The sequence below is a fragment of the Streptomyces sp. NRRL F-5135 genome, from assembly GCF_000719775.1.
Lineage (GTDB): Bacteria > Actinomycetota > Actinomycetes > Streptomycetales > Streptomycetaceae > Streptomyces > Streptomyces hebeiensis.
In genome coordinates this window covers 117153-131443 of record NZ_JOHR01000009.1, presented here as the reverse complement: position 1 = coordinate 131443, position 14291 = coordinate 117153, and the positions used below count along the sequence as shown (strand labels likewise).

Here is a 14291-nt window from a genome sequence, read left to right as displayed (position 1 = left end):
TCACAGTTCCATCGCGGCGCGGTCATCGGCGTCGCTCGGCTCACCAAGGAAGGTGCGGACTGCCTGAGAGATCAGCTCGTACGGACCGATCCCCCTACGCTTGGCCTCTGCGATGAGCCGCTGATCAAGGTCGTCGCCCCAAGCCCTGCGCATGTGCTCGATGTTCTTCCGTTTTGTGATCCAGCGGCAGTTTTCCGGACAGTAACCGGCATCGGGATCGACACGGTCGCACTCCAAGCCAACGGCGTAACCGTGCTTAAGAGCCCATGCTTTGAACGCGGAGAAGTCGTTCCTCCACTCTGCACAGATACTGATGCCGCGGCCGCCGTACCGCGGCCACGCCGGGTGTGTCTTCCGATTGCACCGGTCCTTGATACCTTGCCAGATGGTGTAGAGCCGTGCGCTGTCTGGGTCGTCGACCTTGCCACGTCGGGCCACCGTCGCACCGTGAAGGGTGTTCGCCGCTGAGGCGATGTCTCGCTGCAGACAGCCGCAGGAGGCCGAATTGCCGTTGAGCAGGTTGTTCGCGGTGATGGTCCGCTCGCTCCCGCAGTCGCATCGACACTTGACCACCGAGTGCCTACTGCCGTTCCCGCGTGTTTGCAGGAACGGCGGTTCGAGTGTCGTAAATCGGCCGAAGCGCGTCCCAACCTCGATCTGCACCGTTCGGTAGTTCCCGGTCCTGGTTGTGCCCTTCAGCGCTGAGATGCTCTCGCTGCGCTGGCAGCCGCATGAACGACTGCGCTGCCGCAGATTGTGCTCGCGTAGACGGCGTCTGGTTCCGCAGTCGCAGATGCAGTCGTAGAGAGCCCGCTGCGCGTACGGCCGGCCGGGGATCGGCTCCCAGACTGGCGCGCTCGCGATGGACCAGCGCCCGAAACGGGTGCCGATGGCAAGGGCCTCCCTCGCCGAAGATCCCCCGGCTAGGGCACACCCGCATGTTGTGCTGTGCCCGCTGCGGAGATTCTCAAGAAGGATCTCCACAGCCCTGCCGCAGGCACAGCGGCACTTCACGTACCGGCGCCGTCGCCCGGACGGGGTGAGGACACTTGTGGGCTCGGCAACGGTGACGAGGGCTCCGAAATCTGTGCCGATGGGAACACGCGCGGGTGCTGGCATGCCGTCACATTAGCTACCTCAGAACGAATGCTGCGGCTTCTTCGCCCAGTTCGTGAGATCGCATTTCAGGTAGAAGGCTCGCTCCAACTGGCCCTGGGCTCGTCGTGGCTCTACCGGCGCCAAGCGCACGACCGAGCGCTCCGCAACCTGCTCCCTGCCACGTAACTCACATGCCATAGGAGGCGACGCGTTGCTGACATGCACAAAGACCTGTCGAACTCTAGCCTCCCCGTTTCGTTTCGGGTGGCTGAGCTGGAGTGATGGCTGTGAAGTGGGGTTTCTGATCGTTGGCTGCCGGGCGGGCATGGTCGAGGCCCGACGCGTGGGTCGGTGTCTCCAGGGTTCCTCGGGTCGTGGGCGTGCAGGGATGGTGCCGACGTTCAGGTGGCTGGCCGTGGCAGCGCCGCTAGGCGGGCGAATGCGCTGGTCAGCTCGTTTCGCCAGGGCCAGGTCGCGGCGATCCGCAGGTTCATGCGGCGTCCGCCGCGGGTGATGCGGGCAGTTGCGTGCAGCAGCCGGTAGCGGAGCTTCTTCGGCTCGGCGGCTGCCAATTCGCCCTCCAGCAGCAGGAGGCGAGTCCAGGCGAGCAAGTCGAGGGCGGTCAGGGACAGCTCCAGCCACGCTTGGTTGACGTGGAAGTGTCGGGAGGGGAAGCGGCCGAAGCCGGTGGTCTTGCCGCAGCGGATGCGGTCCTCGACGCGGGCGTGCGCGCGGTGGCGGACTTCCAGGTGCTGCAATGAGCCTTCGCCGTAGGGGGTGTCGGTGAGGAAGACCTGGTGGCGCATGCCTTCGTCCAGATCGAACAGGGACAGCTGGGCGCCGGGATGCGGGCGCTCGCGGCGGACGATGATCCGGGTGTTTTCGGGCAGGCTCGGTAGGTCGACCAGGCCGGTGAGCTCGGCGACCTGGGCGCCTTCCCGCAGGGTGCCGTCCTGTTCGAGGGCAGGGTGCCAGACCTGGTCGGGCAACTGGCGTATGGCTCGGCGGACCGGTTCGGTGATGGACCATCCCACGGAGAAGGATGTGTGGATCCCGCCCGAGCGCAGGGCGCGGATGTGGGCCAGGAACGCTTTGGCGGATCCGGCGCTGTCCGCACGGATGAGGATGTTGGTGCCGTGGCGGTGGGCGTCGGGGAGCTGGGCGAGCGCGGCGTCGAGCAAGGTGATGTGGTCCTCGGCGGTGTTGGCCGCGGCGTTGCCGGGCCGCAGCAGGCCGGCCAGGGCCTCGCCGGTGTTGTCGAGGAAGCACAGCAGTGGGTGGTAGCCGAAGCCGTGTTTGTAGGTCGGCGCCGCGTGCTCCTTCTCGGAGTGGCAGGTGACCAGGGTGGCGTCGATGTCCAGGACCAGACCCGACAGTTCGCGTCCGCCTGCACGGGAGGCCGGTATTGCCTCCCGCCTCTCGTCGGCTTGCAGCCAGGCGACCTCGCGGGCGGCGGCACGGGCCGCGCGCAGAGCGCCGAGTGCGGCCGGATTGATACCCGCCAGCAGTCGCCACGCGGTGGGATTGGACGCGACCGGGCCGAACACCTCGGCCTGGTCCCGCAGCAGGGCCAGGTCGGTGATCGCCTCCCCGCCGTCGGCCAGCATCACCGCCAAGTCCAAGACGATCCGGCCGGGGGCGTGACCGGTGCCGCGCGGTCGCAGATGGCGCAGCGCGTTCGTGAAGGCCGTGGTCAGGCCGGTGGCATCGGCGAGATCGGCCAGCAGACGGGACCCGGCATGACTGACCACCCCGCGACCGTCGGCTGATACGACGAGCTTGGGACGCGACCCGGTAGTGTGCACGCAGAAAGTGCCTTCCTGCTGTGGTGACAGAAGCCCTAGACAAGCCTCATCATCCCAGCTCAGAAGGCACTTTCGCGTTTCCGCTCAAGATCCGGACACGGCCGCAAGTGAAACGCGGAGGTTAGCTCTGGTGGATCTCCTGTTTCAGGAACCTCCCTATGCGATTGTCAAGCCGCGGACGCGGCTGGTTGTGCGGCTTACTGGCTCTAACAAAAGCTGCTGATCATGAGACTGTCGGCCTCTCTACTCGTATGTCCGAGTATGGGAAATCGTCAGTCGCGGCCGTGGATCGTGTCGGATGAACTGGCGGTCGCTGGTAGAGCCGTTGCTGCCGAAGCCGGGTCCGAAGAAAGTCGAGGGCAGACCACGGGCGCCGGACCGGCAGGCGCTGTGCGGGATCCTCTTCGTCCTGCACACCGGCATCCAATGGGAGTACCTGCCCCAGGAGCTGGGCTTCGGCTCGGGCATGACCTGCTGGCGGCGCCTTGCGGCCTGGAACGAGGCCGGCGTATGGGACCAGCTCCACCAGCTGCTGCTGAACGAGCTGCGGTCCAGGAACCAGCTGGACTGGGAGCGGGCGGTGATCGATTCCTCGCACGTCCGCGCGGCCCGGCGGGGCCCAAAAGCGGTCCCAGCCCGGTCGACCGCGCACGGCCGGGCAGCAAGAACTGAGCTGCCCCGACTTTCGTAGAGTCCGGCGGTCTTGTTTCAGGCGGACTGCGGGGTGGTTCCCTGTTGTCGCCACCAGTCGCGTTCGTACTCGGCGGGCGATACGTAGTCGAGTGCGGAGTGCAGGCGTTCTTCGTTGTACCACGTGACCCACTGGAAGATCGCCCGCTCGACCTGGTCGAAGTCCCGCCATGGCCCTTGCATCTCGATCAGCTCGGCCTTGAAGGTGCCGTTGAGCGCCTCGGCCATCGCGTTGTCGTAGCTGTCTGCGACGGAGCCGACCGAGGCAGCGGCGCCGATCCCGGCGAGCCGGTCGGTGTAGCGAATGGATACGTATTGCGAGCCGCGGTCGCTGTGATGGATCAGTCCGGAGCCCTTCTTGATCCGTCTGCGCCACAGCGCCATCTCCAGCGCGTCCAGCGGGAGTTCGGTTCGCATGTGGGTTGCGACCTGCCATCCGACGATCGTCCGGGAGAAGACCTCCAGGACGAACGCCATGTACACCCAGCCCGTCCAGGTACGGACATAGGTCATGTCGGCCACCCAGAGCTGGTCGGGCCGGCTCGCGGTGAAGTCACGGTCGACCAGGTCCGGCGGCCTGGGTGCCGACGGCTCCGGCACGGTGGTGCGGCGCCGCCGGCCGCGGATGACGCCCTCCAGGCCCAGCTCGGTCATCAGCCGCTCGACGGTGCAGCGGGCCACGTGGACGCCCTTGCGCCGCAGTGCGCGGGTGATCCGGCGGACGCCATAAGAACTCCTGACGGAATGCCTTTCAGGCGACAGTGGCTGTCGAGCAGCAGCAGTTCGCCCAGGGTGTCGCGATGGTGCGGCGAGGGCCGAGCTCATCCTGGCTATTGGCCCGGATCGGCTGGGCGATCGTTGGTACGGGTCTGACCCTGGCCGCACACAGCGAACGGCTCGGCATCACGAGTTGGGGGTTCTGGCACCGTCCTGCGCTGGACACGCCGGGATGTCACTTGTCCGCACGTCGCTTGTCGTAGTGACAGCGGGCGGCTTCGACCGCGTCGAGGTGGCCGACGGCCCATTCCAGTACGGCGTGCACAGGGGGCCGAAGGGTTCGGCCCAGGGGAGTGATGCGGTATTCGATCGCCACCGGTTCCGTGGATACGACCGCTCGCTCGGCCATGCCGTTGCGCTCCAGTCGTCGCAGGCATGCGGTCAGTGACTTCGGGGTGACAGCGGGCATGTGTTGCCGGAGTTCGTTGAAGCGTCGGGGACGGTCGCACAATGCGGCCAGTACCAGCAAGGACCACTTGTCGAAGACCTGGTCGAGCAGCTGCCGGCCGTCGCCGTTGAGCTCCACTTCGGGCACGTCGGTCTCCCTCGCGATACCTGATTTCGTTGAAGTGTATCCGTACTACTAGATATACATCAGATACCTAATGACCTGACAGCGGAACGGGAATCATGACTGACGCGTACTCGACCCTCAAGATCTCTCTCACCAGCGGCGTGGCGCACGTCGTGATCGACAACCCTCCCGTCAATCTGCTCGATGCCGCCCTGATGACGGACCTGGACCGCTTCGCGGACACCATGTCCGGCGACCACGACATCCGGGTGATCGTTTTTGACAGCGCGGATCGGGACTTCTTCGTCGCGCACGGCGACATGACGACTGCCGACGACCCCGCGGCGTTCGTTGCCCTCCCCGTCGCACCCGACCAGGACCAGTCCCTCAACCCGATGATGCGGCTCCACGAACGCATCCGGTCGCTGCCGCAGATCACCATCGCCAAGCTGCGCGGACTGGCACGCGGCGGCGGTGCGGAACTGCTGTCCGCGATGGACATGCGGTTCGCATCGCTCGAGCGCGCCGGAATGGCCCAGATGGAGTGCCGACTGGGAATCATCCCGGGCGCGGGGGGCACTGCATACCTGCCCGGTCTCGTGGGTCGCGCACGCGCTCTGGAGATCATCCTTGGCGGGCAGCTGATCGATGCCGCGACCGCGGAACGGATCGGATGGGCGAACCGGGCCGTGCCGGACACCGAACTCGACCACGTCGTCGATACTCTCGCCGCCCGCATCGCCGCTCTGCCGCCGGGCGTCGCCCGCGCCGCGACCGAAGCGGTCGACACCGCGGCCGAGTCGACCACCGACGGCCTGAGGAAGGCCGACGAGCTTCTCAGCGGACTCTTCAGTGAGCCCGCTGCAACCCGCCTAGCGAAGGCTGCACTGGCCGCCGGCGCGCACACCCGCGACGGAGAGCGCCACCTTGAGGCTCTTGTCGACGACATCACCTGAGCACTCCTACCGGGATGCCTTCAGGCGTCGCCAGCAGATGAGTGCGCATCCGAGGGTGAGGAAGGCTTCGTGGATGTCGTCGCGTATCTCCCAGCGGATCCGCAGTCGACGGAAACAGTGCAGGTGAGCGAACGCGCGCTCCACGACCCAGCGTTGGGTGCCCAGGCCGGAGCCGTGCTCGGTGCCACGGCGGGCGATCAGCGGTTTCACGCCGAGGTCCCAGACGAGTCGGCGGTATTTGTAACATGGACCTCGACAATCCTCATTCTTGCTGGTCAGGGGCACTTTCAGCTTTCCTGACCGCCTGCCGGACAGCCCCCTTCATGAAAGCGCGAGGCTAGGCAACGTCCGGCACGTCATGCGGCTGGGTCCCGGGGCAGCCCGGGACCCAGCCGAACGGCGCCGGTGGGACTGGTCAGGCGGAGGGCCGGCCGCGCCGGCGCAGACGGCTGCGGAGTTTGAGGAGAAGTCCGCCCAGAACGAGAGCCGTCATTGACAGGACGAAACCGTTCCCGCCCGTCATTCGGACGGCGTCGTCCTTGAGGCTGCTCCAGAAACCCTCCTCCGCGGGGATGGTCGAACCACCCAACCAGACGGAACCGTCGGCGGCGGTCACCTGCCGTTCGACGGAAGCCTGTGCGGATTCAACGAACTGCGGGTACCGCTCGCGCATGTCCACCTTCCCGACAGTGGTGAGATCGACCCGGGTGAAGTCCGCGCCGCCGTATACGTACCGGGTGACGCGCGTGACCCGTCCCTCGGTCGTCCTGCGGGTGACATCGAACTCCTTGTGCCGGTAGGAGTGGACGTAGTCGTCGAAGACATCCTTGGGGCTCCGGCCACCGTGTGTGGACTCACCCGGTTCCTCGCTGTCGATCACACCGTCGAAGGACGTCCGGTGGCCCTGCTGGTGACGCTTCCTGACCCACTGGGCGATGATCCTTGCCAGGAACGCCCGGCGCAGGGGCGCGTACTCGGGTGCGGTGTTGACCGCCTTCCTGATCTCGGGCAGGACGAGGGTCCGTTCCAGGTTCTCGTTGTGGGCGTCGGCCACGGGGTCGGTGTCGCACGACCCCGCGTCGGGGTCGTCGACGTTCAGGGACTCCGTCTTCACGTCGAGCGGCGCTTCGAGGATGTGCAGCGCCTCGCCGTTCTCATGGACCTCGATCTTCCCCGGCACGATCCACATGCGGGAGGAGAGGCAGAGGGAACCGTTTGCAGACGGCCGGATGTCCCGCCAGAAGCGTTTTCCGGTTTCCGCATCGGGGTGAAGGATCTTCGCCTTCGTCCGTTTCATCTGGAGGTCGGCCTCAAGCATCACCCGGCCGGCGTTGGTCCGTCCGAGGGCGGCGTCGACGATCCGGTCCGGTTCGGCGGGATTGAGATTGACCCAGAACTTCTGCGGGTCCAGTGCCAGCCAGGTCCGCAGATCCGTGCCGAAATCCTGGACGACCCGCGCGCCGAGGCCGGGGTCCTGCTGGTACTCGTCGGGGAGCGTCGTACCGGAGTAGGCATAGCTGAGGCCGTCCAGCCCGTCGGAGATATACCGCATCTCCAGGGTGGAGAAGTCCACACCGCCGTAGGCGTCGGCCCCGGCTGGGGTTTCGAGAGCCCGCCCGAGAGCCCCCGAACTGACCCTGCTCCCGCCCTCACCGCAGTCGCCCGCGGCGGCGAGGGGCAGGGTCATCGCCATGACGGGCAGGGGGCCGCTGCCCGCCTTCTTCGAGACGCAGTCGGTGGCGGAGCCGCCACTCACCGGCATGGCCTGTTTGGCCTTGGCCTCCTGCTCGCCCTTGTACTCCCTGACAATCTTCGTACCGCTGGCGATGATGGCACCAACCCGGTTCGTCCGCTCCGGCTTCTCCTTGGGGTCGTAGGACACGATCGACGCGAACTTGTCCGCGGGGATCCTGATCGTGATCCTGTGGCATGCGGGACAGCGCGCCCGGTCGGAGAATCCCCCGACGGCCTTGCCCAGGAGCGTGTCGACCTCTCCGGCGGACAGACCGAGTTCCCGCAGGAACGGCCGCAGGATCTTCTCGTAGATCAGGGCCTCCGAATGCACTCCGGCCGCGTCGTACGCCCCCTCCGCACGGCTCACCGGAACGTTGACCGCAGTAAGTTCCAGGACGGTTCGGTCCGGCGACATCCCCAGGCGCTCGAACAGCGCTTCCTTTCCCGCGTGACGCAGCACTCTTCCGCGCCCTTCGTAGCGGCGCCGGTCGGCCTTCCTCCTGCTGCCAGGAAATCCGATACTGAAGTCGAGGTTGTCGAACTGCTTGGTGATCCTCCGGTAGACGTGGCGGGGGAAGTCGGTCACGTCGAACCAGATGATCGCGAGGTTGCGGCCGCCGTCCTCCACGTGGAGCGACTCGTGGGCCTCCATGCCCGCCCGGCCGAGCGGGTCCGCCATGACCTTCCGGGCGATCTCCGAGTGTTCGCGTCCCGGGTCGGCCGGCGACGCGGCGACGGGCAGCCTCGCGGCTGCCGCACTCGACACCTGCGCGGAAGGCGTCAGCAGGCCGGCGGCCAGGACGCCCGCCGTCAGCAGGGCGGCACCGGACCGGAGGGCCCGGGCGCGGGGGCCGGAGCGACGTGTCCTCATGATGGCTGCCTGTTCCGTGCTCACCGCTCACACCCGCTCGCCGTGCCGAGTCACCGCTGCCGCCCATCCGGCACCGGGCGTCCGGCGCCGCAGCGGCTGCGCCGCCCTGTCCCTGACGAGGAACAGATGCAGCGCCAGCGGGCACAGGAGGAGAGGCAGGGCCCCCCACATCAGCCCCGGCAGACGCAACCGCCCCAACGGCGTGAAGGAGTCGGCCCGGTAGCCGAGGGTCACGTACGCGTCGTCCCCGACGGCCCGGGTGTCCAGGAAGACCAGAGTCGGGTCGTTGTCGTCTCCGGTCTTGTAGAAGCCACCGAGCCGGTAGTAACGCCCGTAACGGTCCCTGCCCTCCGGGCTGAAGTGGACGGCGACCACCTGACCCTGGGCGAAGGCGGGGGACGACCCGTGCTGAGCCTCGTCCCACGTGATTGCGCACCCCATCCCCTCGCCCACCACGCAATGGGAGGGCAACGGCATGCGCACGGGGTACCCGAAGCGCATGGCGTAGCCCGGCGAGTCGTACACGGAGTGCGCGATCGCGCCGAACACGGCGACCAGCACGGCGACGGCGACCGGCACCACGGTGAGCGTCACCTGTGCCCGGACCAGGGCCAGGACGGACGTGGTGGCCACACCTGCCGCGACGACGGCGAGCAGAATCCAGCCCGTCGCGTAGGGCGGCGGTCCGGTGACGAAAGCGGAGACGCTCAGACACGCCGCTGCCAGCGCCAGCGCGCCCGACGCGTGCACCGCCAGCAACAGACCGCGTGCGCCCTTGCGGTATCGCAGGACCGGTACCGCCGCCGCCATCAGCACCGGAATGGTGGCGACCGCCCGGACATGGCCATCGTTCGGCCCTGGGTCGGCCACCGCCAGTTCCACCAGCACGACGGCCACGGCGACGACGAGGGCGACGCAGCAGCCCAGGGTCGCCTCGCCGTCCCAGCCGTCGCGAGTGTTCGCCGTGTCCTTGTCCAAAGTGACGCGCTTGACGTCCGTGGCGGATCCGCCGCCCCGGGGCGGGCTCGCTTCCGGTCCCGTGTTCCCGAACCCCCAGCCGGCGATCAGGCTCGCGAAGGGCACGCCCACCACAGCTGTGACGACCGCCACAAAGATGCCCTGGCCCAGCGTCATTTGTGCCCTCCGTACCTCGCATGGGTGGTCGGTGAACCAACGAGGATCACCGGCCGACAGTCACGTCCGAGACGGCCTGACGACCATCCTCCAAGCCCTCACAACCCCGGATCGCGCGCTCGTCGCGCTGGAGTCGCTCCAGGAAGCAGACGCACATCCGGGCCCCAGTCGAGTGGTCGTTCGAAGAGTTCATCATCCGGTCCCTCCAACCACTCCTGCGAACCGACATCCGCAAGATCATCGAAGGGAAGCAGTAGAACGAGTGATCCAACATCACCACCACGTCACGGACATGCACGCCATGTTCCAACCTCGATCTTTCGCGGGGGTCCGGCGACGAAGTCGGTGGACCCTTTCTCTTTCCGGAGCTGATGGTGGGCAGGCCGGCGGCGCGGTTGTCGCGTCGGGTGGGCGCCGGGTTCCACTGCCCGGGGCGGGTGATGTTGTCGTCGGGAGGGTGGAGAGTTGCTGGTCAGCCAGGGGTGGGCAGGAGCGCGAGTCGTTCGAGGGCGGCGGTGATCTCCCTGGTCCAGGGCCAGTGCTGGGCGAGGCGGAGGATTCTGCGGCGGCCGGTGGTGACGAGTTGTGCGGCTGCGGAGAACAGGCGGAACCGCAGTCGGCGGGGTTCCCAGAGTCGGGCCTTGCCGGTGAGGGCGAGCATGGGCATCCAGGCCAGCAGGTGAGGGCAATCTGGACGATCTCCAGCCAGACCTTGTTCTGGGCTGTTGTGTGGAGGGGCAGGTTGCGCAGGCCGGTGGACCGGGCGGCCCGGATCCGGTCCTCGGCCCTGGCCCGCAGCCGGTGACGGAGCTCGAGCTCGGCGATCGGCCGGTCTGGGGTGTTGGTCGCGAAGCACGTGATCCGCATGCCGTCCGCGTCCGTGATCCTCAACTGGGCGCCGGGATGGGGTCGTTCCTTTCGGACGATCAGTCGCATGCCTTTGGGCCAGCCGTCCATGAGCTTGCCGGTGAGCTCCGCGACCCAGGCCCCGTCACGGGCCTCGCCATCGGTCTCGACGGCCGGGGTCCAGGCTGAGGCTGGGATCTGCAGTACGTGTTCGTGGATCGCCTCGGTGATCACCATGCCGACCGAGTAGGACAGCCATCGGCCTCGCCTGGTGAGCCAGGACACGAAGTCGTGGGTTCCGCCGGCGGAGTCCGTGCGGATCGGCGTCTGCCGCCCTCGCCGGTACTTCTTCGGCAGCTGGGCGAGGGCCGGCTGGGCGGTGGCAATGTGGTCGGCAGCGGTGTTCGAGCCGGCGTTCCCCGGTCGGAGGAGGGCGGCGACCGGCTCACCGGTTCCGCCCGGTCCGTGGTCGACGAAAGCCGTCAGTGGGTGATGGCCGTAGGTCTTCTTCCAGGTCGCCGCTGCGTCCTCCTTGTCAGAGTGGGCGATCACGAGGACGCCGTCGAGATCGATGACGACCTGGCCGTCGGCGTCCGGGGCGTTCTTGCCGCCAACGACCAGGCACGATGGCGGACTTCAGACCGTGCGGACCGGATGGCATGCAGGGCTTTGTCGCCGGAGGCGGCGAGGGTGTCGATCAGGCGTGAGATGGTCGGGTCGGAGGCGACCGGGCCGAAGACGGCCGGCTCGCACCGCAGCATCGCCACGTCCGCGAGAACATGGACCTCGACAATCCTCATTCTTGCTGGTCAGGGGCACTTTCAGCTTTCCTGACCGCCTGCCGGACAGCCCCCTTCATGAAAGCGCGAGGCTAGTCGCGGAGATGCTGGACTGGATAGGTGAGCGACCTCGTCGCGGACACCTCTATCGAGCCTTCTTCGCAACCATTTACTACGCGGCGCTTCGCCCGGAGGAAGCCGTTGCCCTCCGCGTGAGTGACGCCACGCTGCCGGAAACTGGCTGGGGGGAGTTGCTCGTCCATCAGGCCCAACCCGAGGTCGGCAGTCAGTGGACCGACACCGGGGACGTGCACGAGGAACGCGACCTCAAGGGGCGGGGAGAAGGCGACACACGCCTCGTGCCCATCCACCCTTCCCTTGTTGTGATCCTTCGCGAGATCATCAAGGAGTACGACCTCAAGCCGGCTGGCCTTCTCCTCCCAGGCGAACGGGGCGGCATGCTCGCGGGGTCGGTGTTCCGGCGAGTCTGGGCGAATGCGCGCAAGGAGTTCCTGTCCGACCACGAGTTCAAGGCGCCCACAGGAAAGCGCGTGTACGATCTGCGCCACACCTGCCTGACGACCTGGATGAACGAGGGCATCCCGCACGCACAGGTCGCTGAGTGGGCAGGCAACAGCGTGCCGGTTCTGCAGGCCATTTACGCCCGCTGCATCGTCGGTCAACAGGCCGTCTATCTACGGCGCGTCGAAAGCGCCCAAGAGCTTCCGAAGGCGGTTGTCCCTGCGGCGAGAGCTGGAGGGAAGGTCTCGGCAAGGTAAGGCAGGGAGCGCAGAGCGGCTTCGGGCCCCGCGAGGGGGTCTCGAAGCCGCTTTGCCTTGTGCCCGGAGGGGGGATGGGCGGTTCGCGCCCTCTGGTTCTGTGGGACGTATGTGGGACGACCACCCGTAGAAGTCCGGTTTTTGCCGGTGCCAACCGGACTTCGACCTGCGAGAAAGCCCTCCCGAAGGAGGGCTTCGCATCGCGCGTAGACGCGCCCCCGGCAGGACTCGAACCTGCGGCCAAGCGCTTAGAAGGCGCCTGCTCTATCCACTGAGCTACGGGGGCCGGTGGTGCCTGTGTGGCCCGGAGTCCGGATGGTGGCTCCGTTGCCTTGACGGGTCAAGGATAGGGCTCCGATCACCTTGGCCCGGTTGCTTCACGTGCGTGGCACGTTGTGGAGGTTCAGTGAAGCGAACCGATAATCGCAGGCCGGTGCGATTCGTGCATCGCTTTTGGCCCCTGGCGCCCCGGGTGTTGTGCAGTCGTTATGCCTGCGCCCCACTCGTCCCGTCTGTCCTGTGCGCTTAATCGGCGCGCAGAGGCACCCATACGCTTCAAAAAGGCTTCAAAATTGGGCATTCTTCGCATGTGGTGACCTTGGACGTACGGCCTCAGCTGATCGACGCACTTTCCGCACTGCGCGACCGTGTCGCGGCCGTGCGTCTTCCCTTGCCGCTTCCCGGGGCTCCGCGTGCTCGACAGACCAGGACCGAGCTGCTCGCACAGCTCGACGACTATCTGCTGCCGAGGCTCAGGGACCCCGAGGCGCCCCTCCTCGCGGTCGTCGGCGGGTCCACCGGGGCCGGAAAGTCCACGCTCGTCAACTCCCTTGTGGGACGGCGGGTCAGTGAGGCGGGGGTGCTGCGGCCGACCACCCGGACGCCCGTTCTCGTCTGCCACCCCGAGGACCACCACTGGTTCGCCGGGATGCGGGTACTGCCGCACCTCACCCGCGTCTGGTTGCCCCAGCAGGAAGATGACGAGGCGGCCGAGGGGGCGGGCGGGCACGGCGCGGAGGAGGCGGAGAAGAACGCGCTGCGCGTCGAGACCGCCGCCGCCCTGCCCCGCGGGCTGGCCCTGCTCGACGCCCCGGACATCGACTCGCTCGTCGTGGACAACCGGCTGCTGGCGGCCGAGTTGATCTGCGCCGCCGACGTGTGGGTGATGGTGACGACCGCCTCCCGCTACGCGGACGCCGTGCCGTGGCACCTGCTGCGTACCGCGAAGGAGTACGACGCCACGCTCGTCACCGTGCTCGACCGGGTGCCGCACCAGGTGATCGACGAGGTGTCGCGGCAGTACGGCGCGCTGCTGCGCCGGGCGGGCCTCGGTGACGTGCCCCGCTTCACCATCCCGGAACTGCCCGAGTCGGCCGGCGGCGGGACCGGGCTGCTGCCCACCACCGCCGTGGCGCCGCTGTTCGCCTGGCTCGCGCACCGCGTCCAGGACCCGGCCGCCCGCCAGCAGGCCGTCGTACGGACCGCCGCCGGCGTCATGGACTCGCTGCGGGTACGGATGCCCGAGCTCGCCGGGGCCGTCTCGGCGCAGTACGCCGCCGCCGTACGCCTGACGGGCGCGGTGGAGGAGGCGTACGCGGCCGAGGGCGAGCGGGTGCGCCGCCAGCTCCAGCAGGGGGCCGTACTGGCAGGGGACGCCCGGACCCGCTGGCGGGCCTTCCCGAGGGACAGCACCGCGCGCGAGCTGCTGGACTCGCTGGTGGAGAGCCTCGGCGCGCTGTTGCAGTGCGCGGTCGCCGCCGCGGACGAGCGGCTGGCCGCGGCCTGCGAGGGCGAAGCCGCGGCCCGCGTCCTCGGCGGCCCCGGGCCCGACGGCGAGTCGCCGGAACGGGTCGGGATGGCCGTCCGCCGCTGGCGCCGGGTCCTGGAGGAACTGGCCGAGGAGGAGGTACGGCAGCTGGAGCGGACCCCCGCGCCCGACCCCGAGACCGTGGCCGCGCTGCTCGCCGCGTCCCTGCTCGGCGGCAGGCGGGCACGGCAGGCGGGGCAGCGGCTCGCGGAGCGTATCGGCGTCCGGGCGGCGGTACGGCTGCGTGACCGGGGCGGCGAGCTGGTGACCGCGTACATCGACCGGGTGCTGCACACGGAACGCGACCGGCGGCTGGCGCCCCTCGACGCGCTCGGCGTGACCCCCGAGTCACAGGCCGAGCTGATCGCCGCGCTGTCCGTCGTACAGAAGGAGAGGTGAGAGCCGGATGACGCACACGTCCTCCGCCGCCGTGGATGACGGCGGCGCGAAGACCCCGGAGGCCGGGGATGCCGGAGGGGCCGAAGAGGTCTGTGAGGTCCG

At 68.1% G+C, this 14291-nt stretch carries 9 protein-coding genes, 1 tRNA gene and 3 pseudogenes; 4 read left to right on the top strand and 9 right to left on the bottom strand.

All coding sequences use genetic code 11. The features are described 5' to 3' along the window. Entirely contained in the window at positions 1–663 is a 663-nt protein-coding gene (locus tag IG02_RS41605; RefSeq protein ID WP_158712324.1) for a hypothetical protein, read from the bottom strand. 836 nt (positions 664–1499) lie between these two features. Further along, a complete protein-coding gene (locus tag IG02_RS0117525) occupies positions 1500–2903 on the bottom strand; it encodes an IS1380 family transposase (protein ID WP_030748300.1) in 1404 nt (467 codons plus the stop codon). A gap of 261 nt (positions 2904–3164) precedes the next feature. Here IG02_RS0117525 and IG02_RS0117520 point away from each other — a divergent pair. Beyond that, a pseudogene (locus IG02_RS0117520) lies at positions 3165–3572 on the top strand (transposase); the annotation flags it as partial. Between the two features lie 39 nt (positions 3573–3611). Here IG02_RS0117520 and IG02_RS0117515 read toward each other — a convergent pair. Next, entirely contained in the window at positions 3612–4418 is an 807-nt protein-coding gene (locus IG02_RS0117515; RefSeq protein WP_078854564.1) for an IS3 family transposase, read from the bottom strand. A 127-nt stretch (positions 4419–4545) separates the two neighbouring features. Beyond that, positions 4546–4905 (bottom strand): winged helix-turn-helix transcriptional regulator, encoded by a 360-nt coding sequence (locus IG02_RS0117510; protein ID WP_030748291.1) that lies wholly within the window; start codon positions 4903–4905, stop codon positions 4546–4548. 95 nt (positions 4906–5000) lie between these two features. On the opposite strand from IG02_RS0117510, the gene IG02_RS0117505 reads away from it, so the two are divergent. Further along, positions 5001–5840 (top strand): enoyl-CoA hydratase/isomerase family protein, encoded by an 840-nt coding sequence (locus IG02_RS0117505; RefSeq protein ID WP_030748288.1) that lies wholly within the window; start codon positions 5001–5003, stop codon positions 5838–5840. A 6-nt stretch (positions 5841–5846) separates the two neighbouring features. Here the strand turns inward: IG02_RS0117505 and IG02_RS0117500 are convergent. The 4 genes and pseudogenes from IG02_RS0117500 to IG02_RS36535 form a co-directional block, all read right to left on the bottom strand. Then, positions 5847–6053 (bottom strand): annotated as a pseudogene (locus IG02_RS0117500) (transposase); the annotation flags it as partial. A 202-nt stretch (positions 6054–6255) separates the two neighbouring features. Then, positions 6256–8445, bottom strand: a complete 2190-nt coding sequence (locus IG02_RS0117495) for a hypothetical protein (RefSeq protein WP_030748282.1) — start codon at positions 8443–8445, stop codon at positions 6256–6258. Between the two features lie 27 nt (positions 8446–8472). Then, on the bottom strand, positions 8473–9579 hold the full coding sequence (locus tag IG02_RS0117490; protein WP_030748279.1) for a hypothetical protein: 1107 nt from the start codon (positions 9577–9579) through the stop codon (positions 8473–8475). Positions 9580–10051: 472 nt separating this feature from the next. Continuing rightward, positions 10052–11201 (bottom strand): annotated as a pseudogene (locus IG02_RS36535) (IS1380 family transposase); the annotation flags it as partial. A gap of 107 nt (positions 11202–11308) precedes the next feature. Between IG02_RS36535 and IG02_RS0117475 the strand changes: the two are divergent. Beyond that, a complete protein-coding gene (locus IG02_RS0117475; RefSeq protein ID WP_234314788.1) occupies positions 11309–11983 on the top strand; it encodes a tyrosine-type recombinase/integrase in 675 nt (224 codons plus the stop codon). 213 nt (positions 11984–12196) lie between these two features. On the opposite strand, the gene IG02_RS0117470 is transcribed toward IG02_RS0117475, so the two are convergent. Beyond that, a tRNA-Arg gene (locus tag IG02_RS0117470) sits at positions 12197–12269 on the bottom strand. A gap of 312 nt (positions 12270–12581) precedes the next feature. Here IG02_RS0117470 and IG02_RS0117465 point away from each other — a divergent pair. Then, entirely contained in the window at positions 12582–14189 is a 1608-nt protein-coding gene (locus tag IG02_RS0117465; protein WP_030748269.1) for a dynamin family protein, read from the top strand. Positions 14190–14291 lie beyond the last annotated feature (102 nt).

What these genes read in the sequence shown, in the direction of transcription:
- IG02_RS0117490 (WP_030748279.1), bottom strand. Translation starts at nt 9,579, where the DNA reads ATGACGCTGGGCCAGGGCATCTTTGTGGCGGTCGTCACAGCTGTGGTG.
- IG02_RS0117495 (WP_030748282.1), bottom strand. Translation starts at nt 8,445, where the DNA reads ATGAGGACACGTCGCTCCGGCCCCCGCGCCCGGGCCCTCCGGTCCGGT.
- IG02_RS0117475 (WP_234314788.1), top strand. Translation starts at nt 11,309, where the DNA reads ATGCTGGACTGGATAGGTGAGCGACCTCGTCGCGGACACCTCTATCGA.
- IG02_RS0117515 (WP_078854564.1), bottom strand. Translation starts at nt 4,418, where the DNA reads ATGAGCTCGGCCCTCGCCGCACCATCGCGACACCCTGGGCGAACTGCT.
- IG02_RS0117505 (WP_030748288.1), top strand. Translation starts at nt 5,001, where the DNA reads ATGACTGACGCGTACTCGACCCTCAAGATCTCTCTCACCAGCGGCGTG.